Source organism: Bosea vestrisii (assembly GCF_030144325.1).
GTDB classification, from domain to species: Bacteria; Pseudomonadota; Alphaproteobacteria; order Rhizobiales; family Beijerinckiaceae; genus Allobosea; species Allobosea vestrisii_A.
In genome coordinates this window covers 2,730,605-2,755,383 of record NZ_CP126307.1, presented here as the reverse complement: position 1 = coordinate 2,755,383, position 24,779 = coordinate 2,730,605, and the positions used below count along the sequence as shown (strand labels likewise).

The following is a 24,779-nucleotide window of genomic DNA, read 5'->3' as shown; positions in this document are numbered from 1 at the left end:
CTGGATTTGTTCTGAGGAGAAGCTTGCCGGGATCGCCGGCGCTGTCGAGGCCGCCTGGTGCAGGGCGGCCTCGCGCCGGGTTCAGTAGCCGAGGGCGCAGCCGTCCTTGCGCGGGTCGGAGCCGCCGATCAGCGTGCCCTTCTCCCAGTCGATCCAGATCGCCTGGGCGCCGCCCATCGGCGATTTCGGCGGCTGCACGTCGAATCCGCGGGCTGTGAGCGCCGCGGCGACGCTGTCGCGCAGGCGGCTTTCGGTCTCGACCGTGTTCGTGCCGGGCAGCGGGAAGAGGCGTGGCAGGTCAATCGCTTCCTGCAAATCGAGGCCGTGGTCGAAGAGCTTGGCCAGGAAATGGGCGTGGCCCATCGCCTGGTAGTGCCCGCCCATCACGCCGAAAGGCATGACGACGCGGCCGTTCTCGGCGAGCATGCCGGGGATGATGGTGTGTATCGGCCGCTTGCGCGGGGCGATCGCGTTGGGGTGACCCTGCTTCAGCACGAAGCTCTGGCCGCGATTGTGGAAGAGCACGCCGGATTTCTTCGTCATCAGCCCGCTGCCATAGGGCGAGAAGATCGAGTTGATGAAGGAGACCGCGTTGCGGTCCTTGTCGACGACGCTGATGTAGACCGTGTCCTTGTGCTCGGCGCCGCCGGGGATGACGGGTAGCGGATCGAGCGCGCGGTCGGGATCGATCAGGCCGGCGAGCTCGTCGGCGAGCTTGTCGGATAGCAGATGCTCGACCGGCACCTGCGCCTTGCTGGGATCGGCGAGGAAACGGTCGCGGGCAGCGTAGGCGAGGCGGGTCGCCTCCAGCTCGATATGCAGGTTTTCGACCGCGAGCGGGCCGCCCTTGGGCTGGAAGCGTTCGAGGATCTTCATGATCAGCAGCGCGATCACGCCCTGCCCATTGGGCGGGCATTCATAGACCGTGCGGCCACGGAAGCTGGCGCTGATCGGCGCGACGTATTCGCCTTCGGCGCCGGCGAAATCATCGAGCGTATGCAAGCCGCCGGCAGCCTTGAGATAATCGACCATCTCCCGGGCGACATCGCCGCGATAGAAGGCGTCGCGGCCCTCGCGGCCGATCGCCTCAAAGGTCTCGGCCAGGGCCGGCTGCCGCTGCACGGTGCCGGCCGGCGGTGCCTGCCTGTCGACCAAGAAGGTCGCGGCGGCGTTGGCGTCCTGGATCAGCAGGTCGCGCTGGGCGGCGAGATCGTAGGCAACGCGCGGCGTCAGCGCGTAACCGTCGCGGGCATAGGCGATCGCCGGTGCGAAGATTTCGGCGAGCGGCAGACGGCCATGGTCCTTGTTGAGCCGGGTCCAGGCGTCGATCGCGCCCGGCACGGTGACGACATGCGGCGAATGCCGCTCCAGCGTGGCGATGCCGGCTTTCTCGTACCAATCCAGCGTCGCGGCGGCGGGTGCGCGGCCCGAGCCGTTATAGGCGATGACGTCGGTCGAGCCGCCGGGCGCATAGAGCACGAAGCAGTCGCCGCCGACGCCGGTCGAGCCGGCCTCGACCACGCATTGCACGGCGCAGGCGGCGATGGCAGCGTCGATGGCAGTGCCGCCGGCCTTCATGATGTCGAGCGCGGCAAGCGTCGAGGCGGGATGCGAGGTCGCGGCCATCGCATTGCGGCTGATGGCGAGGGAACGCCCGGGGAGCTCGAGGTCACGCATGGAAAGGCTTTCGTGGAAACCTGGCCGGCGTCGGTTGCCGGCCATCGGGGAAGGAAGCGAAGAGCGGTCAGCCCTTGCGGAGATTGGTGAAGACAGGGACGCCGTTGAGCATGCCCGTCAGGTTCTTGCGGTAGGCGACCGGCTGCAAATACTGGCCGGCCGGGACGTAAGGCACATCCTGCATCGCCTGCAGCTCGATCTCGCGGGCGATCGTTTTCTGCTCGGCCGGATCGCCGGCGGTCAGGAAGCGGGCGCGCAGCGCCTCGATCTGCGGGCTGTCGGGCCAGCCCGGGCTGCCCTTGGCGCCGTTGCCGCGTAAGGGCGAACTCGTCGCCGGCGAGCCGAGATCGAGCCCGGACCAGTAAGTGATGTAGCAGCTCCAGCCGCCTTGCTCGACCGGGCTGCGATTGCCGATGCGCTGCAGCACCGTGCCCCAGTCGGCTGCGACGAAGTCGACATTCACGCCGATCTTACTCAGCGCATCGGCGGCGACATCGCAGACCAGGGCGATGCGCGGCACATCCTGCGCTGCGAGGAACACGACTCGCTCGCCCTTGTAGCCTGCGGCAACGAGTTCCTGCTTGAGCTTGCCGAAATCCTTCGGGCCCTTCAGGGCCTTGGCCGCGACGTCGGACGCCATCGGCGAGTTGTTCGGGAAGAAGCCGATGCTGCCGCGCTCGACCTGGGGATCGCCGCCGCAGACCGCGTTCATGCAATCCTCCTGGTCGATCGCTTTCAGGATGACGCGGCGGATCGCCGGGTTGTTGAAGGGCGGTTGCAGATGGTTCAGGCGCAACTGGCCGGCCATGCCTGTCCGGTCCCTGACCTCGACGACGATGTTCGGGTCCTTCCGCAGCAGCGGCAGGAGATCGATGATCGGCTGCTCGACCCAGTCGACCGCCCCAGTCTGCAGCGCCGAAACCGCTGTCGCAGCATCGGGCATGACGACGAATTCGATACGGTCGAGATAGGGCGTGCGCGGGCCGGCGGTGAAGCTCGGCGTGCCGCTCGGGCGCGGAACGTAACCCTCGTGCCTTGCATAGACATGCCGTGCGCCGGCGATGCGCTCGGCGGTGACATAGCGATAGGGGCCGCTGCCGATCGCCTCCGGAATCTGCTTGAACGGGTCGGTCTGGGCGAGACGCTCGGGCATGATCGCAGCGACGAGGGCGCTCGGGCGGGCGAGTGCTGCCGGCAGATGCGGGAACGGCGCCTTGAGGCGGAAGACGATGGTGCGATCGTCCGGCGCCGAGAGCTCGTCGGTCGCGGCCATCAGCGCCTGGCCGAAGGTGTCGCGCACGCCCCAGCGCTTGATCGAGGCGACGGCGTCGCGCGCCAGCACCTTGCTGCCGTCATGGAAGACGAGGCCGGGCCGCAGCGTCAGCGTCCAGCGCTTGCCGTCATCCTCGACGAGATGGCCCTCGACCATTTGCGGCTGCGGCTGGAACTGGTCGTCGAGCCCGTAGAGCGTGTCCCAGACGAGCAGCGCATGGGTGCGGGTCGAATAGCCGTTGGTCCAGATCGGATCGATGATCGCGACGTCGGAATAGGGCACGAAGCGTAGGGTCTTGGCATCCTGCGCGCTGGCGAGATGCGGTGCTGCCGGCAGGAAGACCGTCGCGGCAGAGGCTTTCAGGAATTGGCGTCGATCCATCGTTAATCCCCTCGTTCTTTTGGTTGACCCTCGGGCGTCCTCGGGGCGCGGCATTCTGGCGAGCCGCTGCGTCGTTTGGTTCAGATCTGGGTGCTGGCCGGCAGGGACGCTGGAGCGCCTGCCGCCTGGCCACGGCTGCGCAGGAACTCGGCGAGACGCGGCGCGGTGCGCAGGACGTGATCGCGCATCACCGCCTCGGCATGCTCGGCGTCGCCGGTCCTGATCGCCTCGACGACCTCGTCCTGGCGCTCGGTGGCGTGAGCGGGCTGGGCGACGTGGTGGAGCCAGACGCGCATATAGGGCTCGACGGCGATATGCAGAGCCGCGATCTGGGCGATGAGCTTGGGCCGCCGGCTCAGGCCACAGATATAGGCGTGGAATTCCTGGTGCTTGCCGAGCCAGTCGGCGCCGCCGGCCGTGCCGGCGCGGTGCATGCGGACGACATGATCGTCGAGCTCGGCCAGCGCGGCTGCATCGAAGCGCGGCATGGCCAGGCGCACGGCCAGCCCTTCGAGCACCGAACGGATCTCGAAGAGCTCGTAGATCTCCTCGATGGTCAGGCCGGAGACGACGCAGCCGCGATTGGGACGGATGAGGACGAGCCCCTCATTGGCGAGGCGTTGGAAGGCCTCGCGCACCGGCATGCGGCTCATCGCGAGCTCGCGCGCGATCGTCTCGGGGATCAGCCGTTCGCTAGGCTGATAGCGGCCGCTGCGGATGTCCTGCAGGATGGCGCGATACGCCTCGTCCTGCGCGGTGGCGGCCATGCCTTTCGAGGCGAAGCTCATTCCGTTCCCCTGTGCGCCGCCGGTACCCGATCAGCAGCTTTGTATGAGTGTATCCACTATTACAAAGCGAGAAGCCGGCCGAGCGCAAGGGTTTCCTTGCGCCGGCGGAGAGTGGCTGCGTCGAGGGGTCAGAGCGCCGCGGCGTAGAACTCGAGATAGCGACGGGTGACCTCGTTCCAAGAATAGGAGGCGAGGTCCGAGAGGCGCGGGCGGGTGTTGCCGGGGAAGCGGACGAGATCGGCATGGGCCTGCTCGACGGCCGCCGCCGCTTCCTCCGAATCGGCGAAGTTGACGGTCCGGACGACGGGAAACTTGCTAGCGAGGCCTGCGAAGGCGGCATTGGGCTGCACGATCGGCACGAGTCCGGCGCTCATCGCCTCGACCAGAGCAAGCCCGAAGCCTTCGAATTCGGAGGCCGAGACGAAGAACGAGGCGCGGCTCATCACCTGCCGTGCCGCGGCGTCGTCCAGGCCGAGATGGAGCGTCACGTTCTGTTCCATGCCGGCACTGGCGATCGCCGTCCGCAGCGCCTCTTCGGTCCAGTCCGAGGTGACGCCGAGCATGTCGAGATGCCAGCCCGGTTCACGCTGCGCCAGCACCGCCATCATCGTGATCAGCCGGTCTGGGCGCTTGTTCTTGGAGAAGCGCCCGATGCTGACGAGGCGGCGCTGCGGCTCCGGGCTGGAGGCGCCGGCGAACTTATCGAGGTCGACGCCATTCTCGATCACCCGGACCTTGCCGGGCGCGATCCGTTCGAACATGCGCGCGTCGTTCGTGCTGCAGCCGGCGATGCCGCGATAGGCCTGCGCCGAGAGCCGGGTCGGGCCGTTGAACCAGAGCGTCTTCAGGCGGGCGAAGTCGCCGGTGTGGAAAAAGCCGCCATGGGTGGTGGCGACCAGCGGCTTGCGATGCAGCAGCCAGCCGAGGGCAAGCGCATCGAAGAAGAAGTCGACCGCGTGGACATGGACGAGGTCGGCATCACGCAGATGCGAAAACACCTGCGGCGCGAGCGGATAGCGCGTCGAGCCGCGGAAGGGGATACGGGTGACGGGTATGCCGTCGATGATTTCGTTCGCCTGCATGACGAGGTCCGGGCGCGAGAACAGGCGATCGAGCGTCACCACGGACGGACGTAGGCCAAGCGCGGCTTGCGCCCGGCAGAGATTGGCGACGACATCCTCGAGCCCGCCGCGATTGGGCAGGAACTGGCGCACGACATGGACGATGCGCGTGCCCACCGGCACTGCGGGCGCCGAGCGGTGGGAGAACGGGATGGTCACGGTTTGGCCTCCGGGCCGCAAATGGCAGTCGGCTTCTTCGCCTTGAAGCGCTGGGTCAGCAGCTTCATCTGCGGGCGCTCGCCGGCCGGGGTCGGATCCAGGTTGAAGATGTAATCCGCCGGCCACCAGGCCCCGGCGCCCCAGGCGGTCCAGCCCAGCCATTGCTGCGGGCTGGCGTCGAGCTTCGTCACCATCTGCCTGAGGGCCGTGAGGCATTCAGGGCGATTGGAGGCGGCGAACTCGCCGAGGAAGCCGCGGCGGCCATGTGTCTTGAGCCAGGCGGTGACGTCGTCGATCCCCTTCAGTGCACCGGCCGCGGCCGAGCATTCCGGGGCGCGGCCGGAATAGTCGGCGTCGAGATACTGATGGAAGTCGTAGGCGTAACGGTCGAGCGGATCGACGACGCCGAGCAGATCGCGGCCATTGTTGCCGACGGGCAGATCGGAGGTCCAGCTATGGGCGCCGCCGAAGGCGGTGCCGGTGACCAGCAAAAGCTGCTTTGCGCCGGCCTTGCGGATCGCGGCGATGGCAACGTTCTGGATCTTGGCCCAGTTTGCGCTGTTGATGTCGTAGGGCTCGTTCATCAGCGAGAAGACGAGCTTGGGACGGTCGCGGTAATGCTGCGCAAGCTTGCCCCAGATATCGGCCAGCGCTTCGGCTGGGAGCTCGGCCGAGCCGAGCTGTTTCTTGGCGTAATAGCCGTAATTATGCAGGTCGATGATGGGAACGAGCCCGGCCTCCTCGATCCGGCGGATCGTCTGGTCGAGATAGGCAAGCTCCATGATCTCCAGCGAGCCCTTCAGCTGCGGCTGGATGCGCTCCCAGCGGAAGGGCAGGCGGACGGCGCTCATGCCGAGCTTGCCGAGGCGCTGGATCGCCGCCTCGCTGGGATAGGTATAGTCGGTGTCGACCTTGCCCGGCAGATCGCCGAACTCGGCGCCTGACAGGTTGACGCCGCGCAGGCAAATTTCGGCTTGCGCGGGCAAGGCGGCGAGCACCGCCAGGACGAGAATGAGTGATCTCACGGCGCAACGATCCTGAGCAGCGCATCAAGCAGGCGGCGCCCGGCCGCAAGATGCGTAAAGTTGTGGTCGGCGTCGGCGAGCATGGTCAGCGAGGCGTTCGGATAGGCGGCGAGCCCCTTGCCCGCTTCGCCGAAATAGGTCTGGAGCTCGGCCAGGCCGACATCGCCATCGGCATAGAGCAGCGATAGTGCGACCTTGCGCTCGGCCAGCACGGCGAAATGGCGATGGCACTGGTGATGGAGCCGGCCATGCTTGGTCAATCGGCCGAGCACCGGTGCGAGCTTGACCGAAAACCGCTTGCGATAGCGGTAGATCAGATAGCGCCCGGCCGGTCCGACACGAAGCTTTCCGGTGAGCAGGCGGCGCAAACCGCCCTTGCGGGCCAGCGTCGCCCCGAGATCGCCGGCGCTGCGATGGGCATAGCGGATCGCATCCTCGACGCTTTCGTCGGGGTCCCAGACGAAGCGCTCATTGTTGACGATGATGAGGCGACGGATGCGCGCGTCGATGACGGCCGCGTGGAAGGCGGCGTAGGCGCCGCTGCAGCGCCCGATCAGGACCGGGGCGTCGAAACCGCGCGCCTGCATGGCATCGATGGCGAGGCGGACATCGTCGATCTGCGCTTGCGAATAGAGGATTTCCTCAGGCCCATCAGCAATCGCTCCGCTGTCGCCGACGCTGCTGGCGTCGAAGCGCAGCGAGGCGATGCCGCGCGCCGCGAAGGCGCGCGCCTGATGCACGCTGACCCGGGCCCAGCCGATATGATAGTCGCGGCCGGCATTGACGAAGATCACCGGCTCACGCGCGGCTTGCCCGAGCGGCTCGCAGAGCACGCCGAAGAGGCGCCCTTCGGGGCCAAAGCGGATCGGGCGCTCGACGAAGCCGTCGCCGAGCACGCCTTCCGCCGGGCCGGGCAACTGAGGCGTCCCGATGCCTGCGGGAGCAGAGCCTGCCGCCTCGGCGCGTTCCGCGATCCAGTCGACGATACCAGCGATCGTCGCCTTGGGCGGGCGGGCCGCGGTCGGGTCGGTGGTCAGCGTCTCGTAGCCTTCATAGACGCACTGCGTCACGGCAGCGCCGAGGCCGGTGAGAGCCTCTGCCAGAGCCGCATCGCCGCCATGGCCGGGCCGGGACAAGAGCAGGATCTGTTCGGACGGCGCTTGCGTAAGCGCGCTTGTTCCAAGCGTAGCGATCGCCGGCAGGCGGCTGGGCGCGATGCGCAGGCCTGCTACGGCGCAGCGTGTATCGTCGTCCGGGTCCGTGCCGATGCCGATCCGGTCCGAGACGATGCGCGTCCAGGCCGAGAGTTCGCGCAGATAGCGCTTGCCGTTGCCGACCGGCGCCATGAGGACGGTCGCCGCGATCGGCGCGAGATCTTCGGCGAGCCTGAGCGCCAGCGTTCCGCCGAGCCCCTGGCCGAGCAGGACAAGGCGCTCGCAGCCGCTGGAACGGCGCAGCAGCTCCGCGGCGACGCGGACCGTCTCGAACCAGTCGTCCAGCCCTTGCGGGTCGGCGGCTTCCTGGGCGTCGCCCTGGCCGGGATAGTCGAAGCGCAGACAGGCGATGCCCTTGTCCGCCAGCGCCTGCGCCAGGCTGCGCCAGGTCGCGCGCAGGCAGAGTTCCTCATAGCCGATGGCACCGAGCATCAGCACCGCGAACGGGGCGTGGCCGGTATGGAAGACGCCCACGCTGCGGCCGAAGGTCACCGGCATGCCGAAGGGCGACGGCGTCGTCGCCGACAGCTCGCTGGCCGGATCGATACGATAGGCTGCGGCGATCGTCATCGGCCGGCTCCCTCAGTGGCGCGGGCTGTCGGCAGCGGGGCTGCCTCGTCCGCGGGCGCGCCGCCGAAGAGGAAGGGCCGGATGAAGGCGGTGGCCATGTTGTCGATGCGCCATTTCCGCTTGATCCAATACCAGGCGGCGAGGCTCGAGGCGGTGCTGAAGATCAGGCCGGCGATGGCGATGCCCATTAGCCCGCCGACCCGCGCCAGCCCGTAGAGCAGGCCAAGGTAGAGCACGAACATGATCGCCCGCGCGATCAGGAAGAAGCGCTCGCCGCCGCCGATCATCAACAGCCAGGAGCCGGGGCCGAAGAAGGACAGCGAAACCGAGAGCACACAGAGCGCGGTCAGCACATCGGCATGCCGGACGAACTCCGGATTGAACAAATGCAGGATGAAGGGCGCGACGACGGCCAGCGCCAGCGCGCCCAAAAGCGAGATGCAGAAGCTCGCGAAGGAAAGCCGACCGATCAGCAACTGCGCGCCGGCCGTATCGGATTTCTGGAAGCGGGCGGCGATCATCGGAATGCCGACGGTGTCGATCGCCGCGAGCGGCAGCATCAGCAGCATGGCGATGCGCAGCGCCACGAAATAGAAGCCGGCTTCGTTCAGGCCGAGCAGGGCGCCGATCAGGATGGTCTCGAGATAGGCCGAGGCCGAGTTCAGGACGTTGTTGGCGATGAAGTAGCCGCTCTCGCGGCGCCAGTCCGCATGTGTCTGCGATGGCACCCGATCCTTCGCCTTGAACCAGCTCAGCCCCTCGTCGTGCAGGAAGCAGGCGCCCTGATAGAGCGTGGTCGCGGCGAGCAGGCCGGTGATGATCGCCATCGCCCCCGCGCCACCCGTCAGGATGCCGCCGAAGCCGGCGGCGGCAATGCACAGGATCGAGCTGCCGCGCCAGACGATCTCGCGCGGCACCAGCGACATGTTGATGCGGCCATGGATGCGAAAATAGTTCTGCAGGTATTCGCTGAGTGCGAAGATCGCGGCGAAGACGAAGGCGAGCCAGAGGTAATGGTAGGTCGACGGCAGCTCCTCGGCGAAGAGCCAGAGCGGCAGTGCCGCAGCCAGCAGCACGAAACAGCCGAGCGCGAGCCAGCGGGCGTTGACGCCAAGAAGCGCCTGGTTGAGCGGGTGGCCGCTCGCCTCGGTCCGGCGATAATGCTTGACCACGAGGATCTGCTGGCCGAGCACGGCGATCAGCCCGAGCGCGCTGCCGATCGAGAACAGGAAGACGTAGAGCCCGTATTCCTGCGTCGGCAGGAAATGGCTCGCGGCCAGCAGCACGAAAAAGCTCAGCAACGTGCTGCTGAAGCGTGAAGAGAAGGCAGGCAGGAAGCGACCCGCGCCGGTCCAGGCCAGTTCGAGCAGCGCCTTCATGGGCGCGCTTCCTGCGGTTGCAGCAGGGCGCCTTCGGCCGGTTTGCCGACAAGGCTGTCGAAGACGGTGCCATAGGCAGCGGCAATGCGATCCGGCGTGTAGCGGGCCGCCGCGGCGAGCGCGCCTGCCGATTGCGTCGCGACGAGTGTGCGGTCGCGGGCAAAGGCCATGATCGCCTCCGCCAGTGCGGCATCGTCGCCTGGCTCAAACAGGGCACCATTGAAGCCGGGCTGGATCGTTTCGGGGATGCCGCCGGATTTCGCGCCGATCACCGGGACGCCATGGGCGAAGGCCTCGATCACCACCCGGCCGAAGGGCTCGCGGAATAGCGAGGGGGCAGCCAGGATATCGATCTGCGGCAGGAACTCGTCCGGCTTGGTCCAGCCGAGGAAGCGGGTGTTATGGGCAGGGAAGCGGCCGGGCAGTGCCTGCGCGTACTCGCTCTGACCACTGCCGGCGATCAGGAATTCGACCGGCTCGCCTGCGAGCCGGTGAGCGGCCGCCGCCAGGGTGTCGAGGCCCTTGATCGGATCGTGGACACCGATGAAACCGACGCGCAGCGGGCGATGAGTGGATGGTGCGGTGCGAGGCAGGGCGCCGGGTACAGGCGCGATCGCGCCGGGGATCGGATGCGTGGTCGCGTTCGGGAAATAGCCGTGCTCGGTATGGCGGCCGATGATGAAGTTCGTCTCGCCAATGACCGCGTCCACGAAGCGCGAATTCACTTTCTTGCCATACGAAGTCGCTTGGCAGGACACGCAGGCACGGCCGCAATTGTCGCCATCGCGCCACATGCTGCCCTTCCAGCAGAGCAGGAAGGTGCTGCGCAGGATATGCGCGACCGGCACGCCGCAGCTCTTCGCCGCGGCCCAGGTCGCGACGTTGATGTTCTCGATCGAGTCGGTCAGCACGATGTCGGGCTGAAGGCGCCTGATCTCGCGACGCATGACCAGGAAGGCACGAGGGTTGAAATTCTCCAGCGCATGCCAGATCGCCTTCTTCCAGGCCGATCGCGGCAGCCGGTAGTTCCAGTCGATGTTGAGCGAGCGCAGGCGATGCACCGGCACACCTTCATAAACCTCGTGCCGGTCCTCGCCGGAGACGTTCACCACGGTCAGGTCATGGCCGGCGGCACGCAGCAGCTTGGCGACAATCATCGCCGAGATCGGCCCGCCACCGTCGATGAAGGGCGGGAAAGCTGCACAGGCCATCAGGATACGCATGCGGTCTGGACCTGTCCTCGTCACGGCGCGTTTGCTGAGCCGGCCTTTCCTTTTTTAGGGATACCCGGCACGAGCTAAGCAAACGTTGGCGTGGCCGGGGGATTTCTTCCTGTTGTAAACGGAGCGTGAACGGGATCGTGCGGATCGCGGCCGCAGAATCGAAAAGGGCTTCCGATACCGCCAACTTTCGTAAATATTGAACTATCATCGACCGCAGCAAAGCGAAATATTCCTTTTGCAGGCGCGTGGTTATTTAGTTAATTATCAAATATTCGTGACAACTAATATTTTGATAAAATTGTAATTAGTTTGTTACCGGAATATTAACCACAGCTCGACAGGATACGCGGTGGAATTCCAGCCGAGCCCGTCGGCGCATCCGGACGCGGATGTGCGCGGTATCGGGACGGGTCGAGGAGATTTGCGGTGCCGGCTGCGCTCGAGGCAGGTGGAAGAGACGACGCGCCCGCTCCGGGCCGGCTCTCTGCTGCCTTCAGCCTGCCTGAACTGCTCCAGCTGCTGCGCCGTCGCCGCTGGCTGGTGATCGCGAGCGCAGCCCTCTGCCTGCTGTTGGCGCTGGCCTATCTTTCGGTCCAGACCCCGATCTACCGGGCCACGGCCGAGCTTCTCGTCGATCCGCAGGCGTTGCAGGTCGTCGGCAAGGACATCGTGCGTACCGACACCTCGGCCTCGATCGATTTCGCCAATGTCGACAGCCAGGCGCTGGTGATGACCTCGACCGGCGTGCTGCGCCAAGTCATCGAGGATCTCGACCTCGAGAATGATCCCGCCTTCAGCCGCCCGCCCGGTCTGATCTCGCGGCTGCTCGGCCGGCTGGTGCAGCCGACGCCCGACCAGCGCATGGCGCAGATGGTCGATGCGCTCAAGAAGTCGATCGTGATCCAGCGCGTCGAGAACTCGCTGGTCTTCCGCATCATCGTCTCGCACCCGCAGGCCCAGAAAGCGGCCGATATCGCCAATGGGCTGGCGCTGGTCTATTTCCGCCAGGGCAATGACGGACGCCGCTCCGTGGTCGAGCGCGCCAACGTGACGCTGATCGACCAGATCTCCGGCCTGCGCACACAGCTCGATACGGCGGAGCGCGCCGTCCAGGGCTTCCGCAGCCAGCATGGCCTCGTCAGCACCGGCGAGGGCGGGCTCATCATCTCGCAGCAATTGCGCGACCTCTATGGCCAGATCAGCCAGGCCGAGGCCGAGTTCGCCCGCCAGCAGGCGCGGCGCGACCAGCTCGCCCGCTATCAAAACCGCGATCCGCTCTCCGACACGTTGCCGGAGGCGCTGACCTCGTCGGTCGTGACCTCGCTGCGGGGGCAATATGCCCAGAGCGCGCGTGAGGCGGCGAGCCTTGCCCAGACGCTCGCACCACAACATCCGCGCCTGATCGAGATTCGGGCCGAGCTGGCCGAGACGCGCCGGCTTCTCGCCGGGGAGCTGGTCCGCCTGCGTGCCACGGTGCAGGAAGGCTATCGCCAGGCCGAGGCCAATCTCGCCAATCTTAGGAAGCGGGCGACTGAGCTGACCAAATCGCAGGAGGTCAGCGGCGCCGCCCAGATCAAGCTGCGCCAGCTCGAAAGCGAGGCTGAAGCGGTGCGCGTGGTCTACAGCGCCTCGCTGCAGCGCGCCAAGGAGCTCGAGCAGCAGAAGCGGATCGAGACCAATAACTCGCGCATGCTGTCCGAGGCGGTCGCGCCTGCGGTCGCCAGTCAGCCGCCCGCCTTGCTGGTGATGGCGGCGGCGCTGCTCTTCGGCAGCTGCGCCGGGCTCGGGGCCGCCTATCTCATCGAATGGCTGCCGACGTCGCGGCTCCTGCCCCAGATGGTAAAGCCGCTTACGCCGGAAGCAGCCGGCCGGGCGATCGGCGTCGGCACAGTGGTGTCATTGCCTGCCGCCGCCGCTCGCCGCGAAGATGCGCTCGTTCCAGTGACACGGCTGTTGCAGAAGACGCTCGGCCAGCATCTGCCGGCTTCGGTGATGATCGCCGGCTCGGCCGACGACGCGACGCATGCGGCGCTGGCCGAGCATCTCGCCAACAGCCTCGCGGCACATGGCGAGAGCGTGCTGCTCTGCCAGGAGGGCACCGGCCGCGACATGAACATCCGCCGGATCGAGCCGGCCGGAACCACGCCGGCTCGGCCGGGACGGCGGCGCAACTTCATCATCATGCGGCAGGGTTCGCCGACCGACAGCAAGGCGAGCGCGAGACCGGACGCGATCGTCCTGACGGCCTCGCTTGCGGGCGAGACAACCCGCAGCCTCGTCGATCAGGCTGCGGCGGTGGACCCGGCCGGTGAACACATCGTCGCACTCATCGTTCCCGAGAGTGCCGGAGCCGGTGCGCGCGGCCTCGCGGCGCGCTGGCTTGGCCGGCCGGCGCAGGCGGCTGCGTGAACAGGCCGGCGGCCATGGCCGGTGGCGGCGAGCCGGGCCGGCCCTTCCCGACGCTGCCGATCGCGCTGTTGATCGGCGCGCTCACCTTCAACATGGCGTTGTGCTTCATCAACACCAACGTCATGGGCATCAACGATACCATGGTGATGGGCTGCGAGGTGGTGCTGGTCGCGGCCGCGCTCTATCTCGGCCTTGGCCGCAATGCCGCGCCCTATCTGCTGCTGGCGATCTTCCTGTCCTATGCTGTCCTGCTGATGGCGATGCGACCGCTGATCGACCCCAAGGCGGTGCGCGATTTCCTGATCCCGATCGCCTTCTACCTGCTCGGCAAGAGCTGCAACGATATACGACTGGCCGATCGCGCTGCCTTGCTCTGCGGGCTGATCGTCGTCGCCTTCGGCCTGTTCGAGTTCCTGGCGCTCGACGTCTACGTCTCCTATTTCAACATCATCAAATACTATGTCGCGCGCGGCACGGTGGCGCCGAGCGACGTCAGCAGCCAGACCGGCGCGCTCTTCGCCAGCGGCCTCAGACCCGATTCCCGCACGCTTCTGCCGTTCCTCGGACCGCACCGGGCGTCCTCGGTCTTCCTCGAACCGATTTCGACCGGCAATTTCGGTGCGATTTTGTATATCTGGGCGCTCAACCGGCCGGGCATGGCGAGGCGCTGGCTGACCATGGCCACGGGGCTGACCGCGATCGTCCTCAGCGACTCGCGCTTCGGAGCCAATGTCTGCATCGTCGCGACGGTCGCCTATCTGGTAGCGCCGCGCACGCCGCGCTTCATCTGGCTGGCTGCGCCCTTCGTCGCGCTGATCGGGCTGGCGATCTATGGCTTCGTCAGCGCCGAGGTGAACTGGCAGAACAATTTCATGGGCCGCATGCTCTGGACAGCGCGCCTCATCACCTCGCTTTCACCCGCAGCGGTCTGGGGCCTGTCGCCGGACAAGCCCTTCCTCTCCGATTCCGGCTACGCCTATTCGCTGAACCAGATTGGCCTGCTCGGCGTGATCGGCTTCTGGAGCTTGTTCATCTTCGCGCCGGAGCGATCGCCCCGCGCCTGGCGCTTCAAGGTCTGCGTCGCGACTTATATCTGCCTGCTGATGATCGTCAGCGACTCCGTCTACTCGATCAAGACGGCGGCGCTGCTCTGGTTCATGACGGGATCGAGCGACGCCGATGCAGGCGCCGAGCCCAAGCCGGCCAGCCAACGCGTTACGGCGCCGAACTATTCCACCGCCGCGGCAGGCTGAATGCTCGAAAAACCGAGTATTCGCGGCAATCTGCTGTTTACCACATCTGCGGACCGCGGCCTGCGAAATACATTCCGCAGTCTTTCTATGGCGGCCGCAAGGTAACTTTAAATTTTATGCGTTAGGCCTGACGCAACGAACGACACGGCGTCAAACCAACCGACCGAAGCCCCTCGACAGCTATCGCGAGCGCCCTGCGCGCCAACGTGTGCTGCGACGCGCCGAGGTCCGGTCGTCACAGGGCAGGACGAGAGATGAAGACCAGGATCCGCGAAATCCTCAAGACCACCGGCAAGCTGCCGGTCGACGTCGCCACGCTCGGCGATGAGGCCGATCTCTACAATGCTGGCCTCACCTCCTTCGGCACGGTCGAGCTGATGATGGCGCTCGAGGATGCCTTCGAGGTCGAATTCCCGGATAATATGATGAACCGGCGCAACTTCGCTTCGATCGCGGCGATCGAGGCAGCGATCCGCACCATTCAGAGCGAGCACGTCTGATGACGACGCTCGCTCGCCTCGCCGAAGCCGGCTACCAGCTCACCTCCGAGACATCAGGCGCCAGTGCCGAAGCGCAGAAGGCGATGGTCGCCACGGCGCGCAAGATCGCCAAGCTCGCGGCCGAGCATGCGGCGGATGTCGATGCGAAGTCGCGCTTCCCGCATGAGGTGTTCGAGGCGCTGAAGCAGGAGCGCCTGCTCGGCATCATGATCCCGGCGGCGCATGGCGGCGAGCAGGCGAGCCATTCGACGATCTCGGAGATCTGCGCGGTGCTGGCCCAGGGCTGCGCATCGAGCGCCATGATCTACGCAATGCACCAGATCAAGGTGTCGAGCCTGGTCGTGCATTGCGGTGACGATCCCTGGCACGGCTCCTTCATGGCCCGCATCGCCCGCGAGCAGCTCCTGCTTGCCTCGGCGACGACCGAGGGCGGCGGCGTCGGCGGCGACCTGCGCTCGTCGATCTGTGGCGTGGTGCGCGAGGGCGACGACTTCACCCTCGACAAGGAAGGCTGCCTGATCTCCTACGGCGCGCAGGCCGATGCGATCCTGATCACCTCCAGGCGCACGCCCGAGGCTCCGCCTTCCGACCAGGTCATGTCCGTCCTGACCAGCGACCAGTACCGGCTCGAGCGCAGCGCGGCCTGGGACACGATGGGCATGCGCGGCACCTGCTCTGACAACTTCACCTTCTCCGGCCGTGCCCCGGCCGCGCAGATCATCCCGGTGCCCTTCGCCGAGATCGCGGCCCAGTCGATGCTGCCCAACGCGCATCTGCTCTGGGCTTCGGTCTGGTACGGCATCGCGGCCGAGGCCGTCGCCCGCGCCGAGGGCTTCGTGCGCAGCGAAGCCCGCAAGCGCCCAGGGTCGACCCCGCCGAGCGCGCTGCGCCTCGCCGAGCTGCTCGCTCGCCTGCAGCAGTTCAAGGCGCTGGTCGTCGCCGGGCTCGATCGCTATGAGCGCGCCCGCAGCGATGCCGACGAGCTCTCCTCGATGGGCTTCGTCGTGGCGATGAACAGCATCAAGGTCGTGGCGTCCCAGAGCGTCGGCGAGATCGTGATGCAAGCCTTCCTGATCTGCGGCATCCAGGGCTATCGCAACGACAGCCCGGCGAGCCTGGCGCGGTTGATGCGTGATGCGCTCTCGGCGCCGATCATGATCAACAACGACCGTATCCTCGGAAACACCTCCAACCTGCTGGCCGTGTACAAGCACGACCCCAGCCTTTCCCGGTGATCCCATGTGCCAGAATTGCCCCCAGCCGCAGGGTTTCCTTGCGGAGCTGATCGATAACGGCCTGCTGATCGACACCGGTGTCGACGGGCTCTATGGCCGCAGCGGCCTGTTCGAGGAGGTCGTCGCGCAGTTCGACCTGCTGATCACCCGCTATGGCGGCAAGGACGGCGCCGAGGTCGCGCGCTTCCCGCCGGCGATGAGCCGCCACTCTTTCGAGAAGAGCGGCTATCTCAAGAGCTTTCCGCAGCTCGCCGGCACGGTGCATTCCTTCGACGGCGACGAGCGCGCCCATGCCGAATTGCTGCACAACGTCGCCGAGGGGCATGACTGGACCGGCGGCCAGAAGTCGACCGATGTCGTGCTGACGCCGGCCGCCTGCTACGTGCTCTATCCGGTCGTCGCCAAGCGCGGACCGCTGAAGCCGGATGGCGCGCTGTTCGACCTGCAATCCTACTGCTTCCGGCACGAGCCTTCGAAGGACCCGGCCCGGATGCAGCTCTTCCGGATGCGCGAATATGTCCGCTTCGGCACGCCCGAGCAGGTCACCGAGTTCCGGGCGCTCTGGCTGGACCGCGGCCAGGAGATGATGGCCTCGCTCGGCGTGCCCTTGCATGTCGACGTCGCCAACGACCCGTTCTTCGGCCGGGCTGGGCGCATGCTCGCCAACAACCAGCGCGACCAGCGCCTGAAGTTCGAGCTGCTGATCCCGATCGAGAGCGAGGAGAAGCCGACGGCCTGCCTCTCCTTCAACTACCATCAGGACCATTTCGGCACGACCTGGGGCATCGAGACCTCGGCCGGCGAGACTGCGCACACGGCTTGCGTCGGCTTCGGCATGGAACGTGTCGCGCTCGCCCTGTTCAAGCATCATGGCTACGACGTCGCGCGCTGGCCGGCTGCGGTCCGCAACGTGCTCTGGCCGTGAGTGCGATGACGGCCCAGCGAAAGATCGCCGAACCCGTGGCCATCGCGGGCCGGCTGCTGCCGGTCGATCCGTTGGCGTATGACCGGCATGCCATGCATGCCGGCGAGCGGCATTGGCCGCAGACCAATTGCTATGCCGATCTCTGGATCGAGATATTGCATGCGCTTGGGCTGGAGCCGGCTGCCGCCTTCGGCTTCACCGTCACGCAGGATTTCGAGGGCGACCAGTTCACCTTCTTCAAGCCGCCGCTCGACGATCTCGAAGCGCTCTACGGCCTCAAGGTGACCGAGCTGGCGCTCTATGACGATCTGATCGGCCATATCGAGCAGCAGATCGGGCTCGGCCGCCTCGTCCTGCTCGAGCTCGATTCCTTCTACATGCCCGACACCCGCGGCGTCTCCTATCGCGACAGCCACGGCAAGACGACGATCGCGGTGAACCGGCTCGACCGGGTCGCCCGCGAGCTCGACTATTTCCACAATGACGGGCTGCACCGCGCTGTGGGCGAGGATTTCGACGGGCTGTTCCGGCTGCTGCCGGGGCAGATGCGCGAGGACACGCTCTTCCCCTATGCTGAGATGGTGCGGTTGCCGCAGCGCCGGCCGGATGAAGCTGCCTTGCGCGCCACCGCGCTGAAGCTGCTCGCCCGCCATGTCGCGCGCCGGCCGCAGGACAATCCGGTCGCGGCCTTCCGCACCGTTGCGACCGCGCAGGCCGAGGCGCTGGCCGAGCGCCCGAGCGCGGCCTTCCATCACTATGCCTTCAACACGCTGCGCCAACTCGGTGCCAATTTCGAATTGCTCGCGAGCCATCTGTCCTGGCTCGGCCAGAGTGTGAACGGGCTCGATGTCGCGCGTGACGGCGCGCTGCGCATCGCCGAGGGCGCCAAGGTGGCACAGTTCCATCTCGCCAGGGCGATGAAGCAGAAGCGCTTCGAGCGTCTCGATGCGACGCTTGCCGGGCTCGTCGGCGAATACGATCAGGTCAGCGAAGTGCTCGGCCAGCGCTTTCCCGGCTGATCATGGCCCGCATCGTCGCGCGTACTGGGGAGCGGGTGGAGCCGCTCGAGGGTTGGTCCTGGCTCGCGACAGCGGCTTATGCCGCCGCGACGCCCGCTGATCTGCCGGAGGGCGGCGACTGGCGAGAGGCAGCAGTGCCCGGTACCGTTGCCGGCACGCTCCGCTCGCTCGGTCGGCTCGACGACGCCAGTGTCAATGCGATCGGCCAGCAGGATCACTGGTATCGCACGCGGCTGACCCAGCCGCTGAACGGACGCTTGCGCTTTGAGGGGCTGGCGACCGTCAGCGAGGTTTGGGTTGATGGCGTCAAGCGGGCGGAAAGCTCGTCAATGTTCGCGACCGTCGAACTCGGGGTCGATTGCCCGGCCGGGACCGAGATCGAGCTCTGCTTCCGTGCTTTGGCGCCGAAGTTCGCTGCCGCCCCGCGCCGCGCCCGCTGGCGGCCGACGATGATCCAGCCGAACGGCCTGCGCTGGTTCCGCACCAGCGCGCTCGGCTCGATGCCGGGCTGGTGTCCGCCCGGCCTGCCGACCGGACCTTATCGTCCGGTGCTACGGATCGAGAGCGAGGCGGCTGCACCGACGATCGACGCCGTTGATCTGCGCACGTCTTATGTGGATGGCGTCGGCATAGTCGCACTCACAGTTACGCTGGCTGAGGCCTCCGCCAAACGGCACGTAACAACCGGGAGCCCTCATCCTGAGGAGCCGCGCAGCGGCGTCTCGAAGGATGCCCCAGGTGATTCCGGAGCCTCTTCGACCATCCTTCGAGACGCCATTCCTGTCGGAATGGCTCCTCAGGATGAGGGCTGGAGGATTGGATCGGCCATCATTCGCTGCTGCGGCTGCGAGGCGACTCTGCAGGTGGACGGTGAAGGGCGGTTAGCCGGCACATTATCCTTGCCCGGCATCGCGCCCTGGTTCCCGCACACCCATGGCGAGCCGGCGCTGCACGATCTCACCCTCACGCTTGATGGTGAGATCATCGAACTCGGCCGTATCGGCTTCCGCTCGCTCGAGGTCGATCGCGGCGACGATGGCGAGGGCTTCGGCCTTGTCGTCAACGGCGTGCCGGTCTTCTGTCGCGGCGCCTGCTGGAGCAATGCCGATGTCGTGACGCTGGCCGGCGGCCGCGCAGCGTACGAGCCCTGGCTCCGGCTGGCGCGCGAGGCCGGCATGAACATGATCCGCCTGCCCGGCGTGATGAGCTATGAGGACGACGCCTTCTTCGCGCTCTGCGACGAGCTCGGCATCATGGTCTGGCAGGAGATGATGCTGGCCAACTTCGACTACCCGCAGGGCGATGCCGGCTTTCGCGCGGCGATCACAGCGGAAGTCGAGGCGCTGCTCGGGCGAACGCAGGGCTCGCCCTGCCTCGCCGTGCTCTGTGGCGGCAGCGAAGTCTTCCAGCAATCGGCGATGCTGGGCGCGCCGCCCGAGGCCTGGTCCGGCCCGGTCTTCGACGAGGTCCTGCCGGAGGCGGTCGCCCGTTTGCGGCCGGACATCGCTTATGTCCCGAACTCGCCCTCGGGCGGGCCGCTGCCCTTCGTCGCCGACAAGGGCGTGACGCATTATTACGGCGTCGGCGCCTATATGCGTGGCTTCGACGATGCCCGCCGGGCCAATGTGCGCTTCGCGGCCGAGAGCCTGGCCTTCGCCAATGTGCCGGAGGAGATCTCGCTGCGCGGTGGCAAGCCGCCGGCGATCACGCATCATCCCGACTGGAAGCGCGGCGTGCCGCGCGATGCCGGTGCCTCCTGGGATTTCGAGGATGTGCGCGATCATTATCTCGAACAGCTCTATGGGCTCGATCCGGCGTGTTTGCGGCGCGAGGATCCCGAGCGCTATTTCGCCTTGTCACGCGCCACCGTTGCCGAGGTGATGGAAGAAACCTTCGCCGAATGGCGCCGGCCCGGCTCGCCGACGCGCGGCGCGCTGGTCTGGCTGCTGCAGGATCTCCAGCCCGGCGCCGGCTGGGGCGTGATCGCCAGCGACGGCGAGCCTAAATCGGCCTGGCACGGGCTCGTCCGCGCCTTCCGCCCGGTCCAGCTCGCGCTCACCGATGAGGGCGTCAACGGGCTCGGCTTGCATGTCATCAACGAACGGCCCGAGCCGCTAGCCGCCACCGTCGAGCTAACCTGCTGGCGTGCTGGCGAGGTTGCTGTCGTTCAAGCGAAGCGCGACATCGCGCTCGGCCCGCGCTCGGCGGTGACGCTGTCGGCCTTCGAGCTGATCGGCCGTTTCTTCGATATCGCCTATGCCTATCGTTTCGGCCCGCCCGGCCATGACGTGACCTCGGCCGTGTTGCGCGATGCCGCGAGTGGCGAGGTGCTGGCGGAGGCATTCCATTTCCCGCTCGGGCGCGGCCATGAGCGGCACCAGTGCGGGCTTGTCGCGCAGCTGGAGCGCGAGGGCGAGAATTGGAGCCTCGTCCTCTCGACGCAGCGCTTCGCGCAATCGGTCGAGATCGTCGACCATGGCTGGCGACCGGAACAGAACTGGTTCCATCTGGCGCCGGGTGAACCGCGCCGTATCCGGCTGCGGCAGCGCCCGGGTGTCAGCGTTGCGCCGACTGGCGCTGTCCGTGCCGTCAATGCCACCGACTGTGTGAGTTACGCGAGCGGGTGAGAGCAAGCCGCGGCCGTCTACCCGCTTGGCGCGGGCCTGACCTTGTCCCGCGCCTGCCGCACGAGCGGTGACAGGACTGACGTATCCGTCTCGAAGCCGGCGCGGAAATCCTCGCGCATGCGCTTCGTCCAGAACTGGTTGATGTGATCGGCGATCGCGGCGATGGCCTCCTCGTCCGGGTAGGACTTGAAGAAATCGCCGATCTGGTTGGCCATGGAAGCGAGCTTGGCGAGGCTCTCGCCCGCATGATCCCGAGTCATCGCTTCGCTGCTCTCAGCGTCGATCATCTGGCTTCGCTCTCCACGGTGTCGGCCAGACGGCCGGCGAAGACGGTCGCGGAATCGGCGCGCGCGATGCAGACCAGCGTCAGGCCGAGTGTATTCGCCCGCTCGATCGCGAGCGAGGTCGGCGCCGAGATCGTGACCAGCGTGCCCGCGCCGAACATCGCCGCCTTCTCGACCATCTCGAAGGAGGCGCGGCTGGTGACCAGCACGAAGCCATCACTCGCATCATGGCCGGCGCGCAGGCGGGCACCAATCAGCTTGTCGAGCGCGTTGTGTCGCCCGACATCCTCGCGCACCGCCAGGATCGCGCCGTCGCGGTCGCACCAGGCGGCGGCATGGACCGAGCGTGTCAGCCGATGCAATGGCTGCTGGCGTTCGAGTGCTGACAGGGCTGTGCCGATTGCCGCAGGTGTGATCGGAATCGCCTGGGCCGCGCGTGCGTCGGCGGCCGGCAGGTCGGCTAATCCCTCGACGCCGCAGAGCCCGCATGAGGTGCGGCCCGAGAGATTGCGGCGGCGCGCCAGATGCTCGCGGAAGCGGCCGGGAGCCAGCTCGACGGTGACGACGATGCCATCCTGCTGCGGTGCAGTCGCGATCGACCTGATCTCGTCGACGTTGCGGACGATGCCCTCGGTCAGGCTGAAACCGGCGACGAAATCCTCGATGTCCGACGGCGTCGCCATCATCACCGCATAGGGCAGGTTGCCGTAGACGATGTTGATGGGCGACTCGACGGCGACCTCGGCGCTGACATCGGCTGCACGCTCGGCGGCGCCGAACCTGATGGTCCGGACCGCGACCGCATGGCTCGCCGGGGGCTGGGCGGGTGGGCTATTCCGCGGCATCGGGCAGGCGCCCCGCGATCAGGCGCAGCGAGATGTCCTCCTCGCGATTGCGCTCCTGCCACTGCGAGTAATAGTTCGTCCTGCGGACCTCGACCGCCGTGACCTTGTATTCCGGGCAGTTGGTCGCCCAATCGGAATAGTCGGTGGTGATGACGTTGGCGCCGGTCGAGGCGTGGTGGAAGGTGGTGTAGACCACGCCGGGCTGCATCCGCTCAGAGATCTCGGCGCGCAGCGAGATGTCGCCGGAGCGGCTGGCGAGCGCGACGAGGTCACCGTCCTTGATGCCGCGACTCTCGGCATCGAAGGGGTGGATCTCCAGCACGTCCTCGTCATGCCAGGCCTGGTTCTCGGTGCGCCTCGTCTGAGCGCCGACATTGTACTGCGAGAGGATGCGCCCGGTGGTCAGGATCAGCGGGAAACGCGGGCCGGTGCGCTCCTGCGTCGGCACGTATTCGGTGATCATGAACTTGCCTTTGCCGCGCACGAAGCGGTCGACATGCATCAGCGGCGTGCCGGTCGGAGCCTTGTCGTTGCAGGGCCACTGCACCGAGCCGAGCTCATCGAGCTTCTTGTAGCTGACGCCGGCAAAGGTCGGGGTCAGCAGGGCAACCTCATCCATGATCTCGCTCGGATGGCCGTAATTCATCTCGAGGCCGAGCGCCCGCGCCAAGTCGATTGTGACCTGGAACTCGGCCTTGCCGGAGAGCGGCGTCATCACCTGCCGGACGCGGTTGATGCGGCGCTCGGCATTGGTGAAGGTGCCGTCCTTCTCCAGGAAGGAGGAGCCCGGCAGGAAGACATGGGCATATTTCGCCGTCTCGTTCAGGAACAGGTCCTGGATGACGACGCATTCCATCGCGGCGAGGCCGGCCGTGACGTGCTGGGTGTTCCGGATCGGACTGGGCGATGTCCTCGCCCTGGACGTAGAGGCCCTTGAAATGGCCGCCGACCGCCTCGTCGAGCATGTTCGGGATGCGCAGGCCCTGCTCGGAATCGAGCGGCACGCCCCAGATCGTCTCGAAGATCTGCCTCGTGGCGTCGTCGGAGACATGGCGATAGCCGGTGAACTCGTGCGGGAACGAGCCCATGTCGCAGGAGCCCTGGACATTGTTCTGGCCGCGCAGCGGGTTCACGCCGACGCCTTCGCGGCCGATATTGCCGGTCGCCATGGCGATGTTGGCCATGCCCATCACCATGGTCGAGCCCTGGCTGTGCTCGGTGACGCCGAGCCCGTAGAAGATCGCGCCATTGCCGCCAGTGGCGTAGAGCCGGGCCGCTGCACGCAGATCAGCCGCCGACACGCCGGTGTACTGTTCGCTCGCCTCCGGCGAGTTGCGCTCTTCGGCGACGAACCGGGCCCAGACCTCGAAATCGCCGAGGTCGCAACGCTCGCGGACATAATCCTCGTCGATCAGTCCCTCGGTGACGATGACATGGGCGAGCGCGTTGACCAGCGCGACATTGGTGCCGGGCCTGAGCTGGAGATGGTACTGCGCCTTGATATGCGGCGACTTGACCATGTCGATCCGGCGCGGGTCGGCGACGATGACCTTGGCGCCCTGGCGGATGCGCTTCTTCATTCGCGAGGCGAAGACCGGGTGGCCGTCGGTCGGGTTGGCGCCGATGACCAGGATGACGTCGGCCTTCTCGACCGATTTGAAGTCCTGCGTGCCGGCCGAGGTGCCGAGCGTGGTCTTCAGGCCATAGCCGGTCGGCGAGTGGCAGACGCGAGCGCAGGTATCGACATTGTTGTTGCGGAAGCCGGCGCGCACCAGCTTTTGGACAAGGTAGACCTCCTCGTTGGTGCAGCGTGAGGAAGTGATGGCGCCGAGCGATTCCCGGCCGTATTTGGCCTGGATGCGCTTGAACTCGCTGGCGGCGTAGTTGATCGCCACCTCCCAGGAGACCTCACGCCAGGGATCGGTGATCTTCTCGCGGATCATCGGCTTGGTCATGCGGTCCTTATGGGTCGCATAACCCCAGGCGAAACGGCCCTTCACGCAGGAATGGCCTTCGTTCGCCTTGCCGTCCTTATAGGGCACCATGCGCACGACGCGGTCGCCCTGCATCTCCGCCTTGAACGAGCAGCCGACGCCGCAATAGGCGCAGGTCGTGACCTTGGAATGCTCGGGCTGGCCGAGCTCGATCACCTTGTTCTCCATCAGCGTCGCCGTCGGGCAGGCCTGCACGCAGGCGCCGCAGGAGACGCATTCCGAACCGAGGAAATCGGTCGGTCCCGCTGCGACGCGCGAGTCGAAGCCGCGGCCGGTGATCGTCAGCGCGAAGGTGCCCTGCACCTCGGCGCAGGCGCGAACGCAGCGATTGCAGACGATGCACTTGCTGGGATCGTAGGTGAAATAGGGGTTCGAGGTGTCCTTGGGCAGCCAGTTCTCGTTGGCGTAGCCTTCGGTGCTCGCCGGTTTGACGTGGTTCTCACCGTCATAGCCGTAGCGCACCTCGCGCAGGCCGACCGCACCTGCCATGTCCTGCAGTTCGCAGTCGCCATTGGCCGAGCAGGTCAGGCAGTCGAGCGGATGGTCGGAGATGTAGAGCTCCATCACGCCCTTGCGCAGGGCGGAGAGGTTCTCCGTTTGGGTGCGCACGATCATGCCGTCTTCCGCCGGCGTCGTGCAGGAAGCGGGCGTGCCGCGCCGTCCCTCGATCTCGACCAGGCAGAGTCGGCAGGAGCCGAAGGGTTCGAGCGAGTCGGTGGCGCAAAGCTTTGGGATCTTGGTGCCGACGCTCATCGCAGCGGCCATCACCGAGGTGCCGGCCGGGACCGTGACGCTCTCGCCGTCGATCGTCAGCGTCACCGTCTTCTCGGCGACCCGGATCGGCGTTCCGAAATCGATTTCCTTGATCAGGCTCATCG

17 protein-coding genes and 1 pseudogene are annotated in these 24,779 nt (G+C 66.7%); 7 read left to right on the top strand and 11 right to left on the bottom strand.

The features are described 5' to 3' along the window. Positions 1–81 precede the first annotated feature (81 nt). From QO058_RS13650 to QO058_RS13615, 8 genes are all read right to left on the bottom strand, one after another. On the bottom strand, positions 82–1,677 hold the full coding sequence (locus tag QO058_RS13650) for a gamma-glutamyltransferase family protein (protein ID WP_284172557.1): 1,596 nt from the start codon (positions 1,675–1,677) through the stop codon (positions 82–84). Positions 1,678–1,744: 67 nt separating this feature from the next. Further along, the gene (locus tag QO058_RS13645) at positions 1,745–3,331 is read right to left on the bottom strand and encodes an ABC transporter substrate-binding protein (RefSeq protein WP_284172556.1); all 1,587 of its coding nucleotides are present in this window, start codon (positions 3,329–3,331) and stop codon (positions 1,745–1,747) included. Between the two features lie 80 nt (positions 3,332–3,411). Continuing rightward, positions 3,412–4,119, bottom strand: coding sequence for a GntR family transcriptional regulator (locus QO058_RS13640; RefSeq protein ID WP_284172555.1), 708 nt, complete (start codon positions 4,117–4,119; stop codon positions 3,412–3,414). A gap of 128 nt (positions 4,120–4,247) precedes the next feature. After that, positions 4,248–5,399, bottom strand: a complete 1,152-nt coding sequence (locus QO058_RS13635) for a glycosyltransferase family 4 protein (protein WP_284172554.1) — start codon at positions 5,397–5,399, stop codon at positions 4,248–4,250. Next, entirely contained in the window at positions 5,396–6,424 is a 1,029-nt protein-coding gene (locus QO058_RS13630; protein WP_284172553.1) for a glycoside hydrolase family 5 protein, read from the bottom strand. Before QO058_RS13630 ends, QO058_RS13635 begins: the two co-directional genes overlap by 4 nt. Further along, the gene (locus tag QO058_RS13625) at positions 6,421–8,208 is read right to left on the bottom strand and encodes an alpha/beta fold hydrolase (protein ID WP_284172552.1); all 1,788 of its coding nucleotides are present in this window, start codon (positions 8,206–8,208) and stop codon (positions 6,421–6,423) included. Before QO058_RS13625 ends, QO058_RS13630 begins: the two co-directional genes overlap by 4 nt. Further along, positions 8,205–9,587: a lipopolysaccharide biosynthesis protein gene (locus tag QO058_RS13620; RefSeq protein WP_284172551.1), complete on the bottom strand. Its 1,383-nt coding sequence runs from the start codon at positions 9,585–9,587 to the stop codon at positions 8,205–8,207. The genes QO058_RS13625 and QO058_RS13620 overlap by 4 nt, the downstream gene beginning before the upstream one ends. Continuing rightward, positions 9,584–10,810: a glycosyltransferase family 4 protein gene (locus QO058_RS13615; RefSeq protein ID WP_284172550.1), complete on the bottom strand. Its 1,227-nt coding sequence runs from the start codon at positions 10,808–10,810 to the stop codon at positions 9,584–9,586. The genes QO058_RS13620 and QO058_RS13615 overlap by 4 nt, the downstream gene beginning before the upstream one ends. A 426-nt stretch (positions 10,811–11,236) precedes the next feature. Between QO058_RS13615 and QO058_RS13610 the strand changes: the two genes are divergently transcribed. The 7 genes from QO058_RS13610 to QO058_RS13580 all read left to right on the top strand — a co-directional run bounded on the left by QO058_RS13610 (position 11,237) and on the right by QO058_RS13580 (position 20,778). Continuing rightward, on the top strand, positions 11,237–13,219 hold the full coding sequence (locus QO058_RS13610) for a GumC family protein (RefSeq protein ID WP_284172549.1): 1,983 nt from the start codon (positions 11,237–11,239) through the stop codon (positions 13,217–13,219). After that, positions 13,216–14,472, top strand: a complete 1,257-nt coding sequence (locus tag QO058_RS13605) for a hypothetical protein (protein WP_284172548.1) — start codon at positions 13,216–13,218, stop codon at positions 14,470–14,472. Before QO058_RS13610 ends, QO058_RS13605 begins: the two co-directional genes overlap by 4 nt. Positions 14,473–14,726: 254 nt before the next feature. Further along, positions 14,727–14,972 carry an acyl carrier protein gene (locus QO058_RS13600; protein ID WP_284172547.1) on the top strand — a complete coding sequence of 82 codons (246 nt, stop codon included), beginning with the start codon at positions 14,727–14,729 and terminating at the stop codon, positions 14,970–14,972. After that, positions 14,972–16,207 carry an acyl-CoA dehydrogenase family protein gene (locus QO058_RS13595; protein WP_284172546.1) on the top strand — a complete coding sequence of 412 codons (1,236 nt, stop codon included), beginning with the start codon at positions 14,972–14,974 and terminating at the stop codon, positions 16,205–16,207. The genes QO058_RS13600 and QO058_RS13595 overlap by 1 nt, the downstream gene beginning before the upstream one ends. A 4-nt stretch (positions 16,208–16,211) precedes the next feature. After that, complete coding sequence (locus QO058_RS13590; protein WP_284172545.1) at positions 16,212–17,132, top strand: amino acid--[acyl-carrier-protein] ligase; 921 nt, start codon at positions 16,212–16,214, stop codon at positions 17,130–17,132. Positions 17,133–17,137: 5 nt separating this feature from the next. Then, on the top strand, positions 17,138–18,151 hold the full coding sequence (locus tag QO058_RS13585) for a DUF1839 family protein (protein ID WP_284172544.1): 1,014 nt from the start codon (positions 17,138–17,140) through the stop codon (positions 18,149–18,151). A gap of 2 nt (positions 18,152–18,153) precedes the next feature. Further along, entirely contained in the window at positions 18,154–20,778 is a 2,625-nt protein-coding gene (locus tag QO058_RS13580; RefSeq protein WP_284172543.1) for a glycosyl hydrolase 2 galactose-binding domain-containing protein, read from the top strand. 17 nt (positions 20,779–20,795) lie between these two features. On the opposite strand, the gene QO058_RS13575 is transcribed toward QO058_RS13580, so the two are convergent. The 3 genes and pseudogenes from QO058_RS13575 to fdhF form a co-directional block, all read right to left on the bottom strand. Then, entirely contained in the window at positions 20,796–21,038 is a 243-nt protein-coding gene (locus tag QO058_RS13575; protein ID WP_284172542.1) for a formate dehydrogenase subunit delta, read from the bottom strand. Between the two features lie 23 nt (positions 21,039–21,061). Then, positions 21,062–21,907, bottom strand: a complete 846-nt coding sequence (fdhD, locus tag QO058_RS13570; RefSeq protein WP_284172541.1) for a formate dehydrogenase accessory sulfurtransferase FdhD — start codon at positions 21,905–21,907, stop codon at positions 21,062–21,064. Then, a pseudogene (gene fdhF, locus QO058_RS13565) lies at positions 21,894–24,777 on the bottom strand (formate dehydrogenase subunit alpha). The gene fdhD and the pseudogene fdhF overlap by 14 nt, the downstream one beginning before the upstream one ends. Between the last annotated feature and the right edge of the window lie 2 nt (positions 24,778–24,779).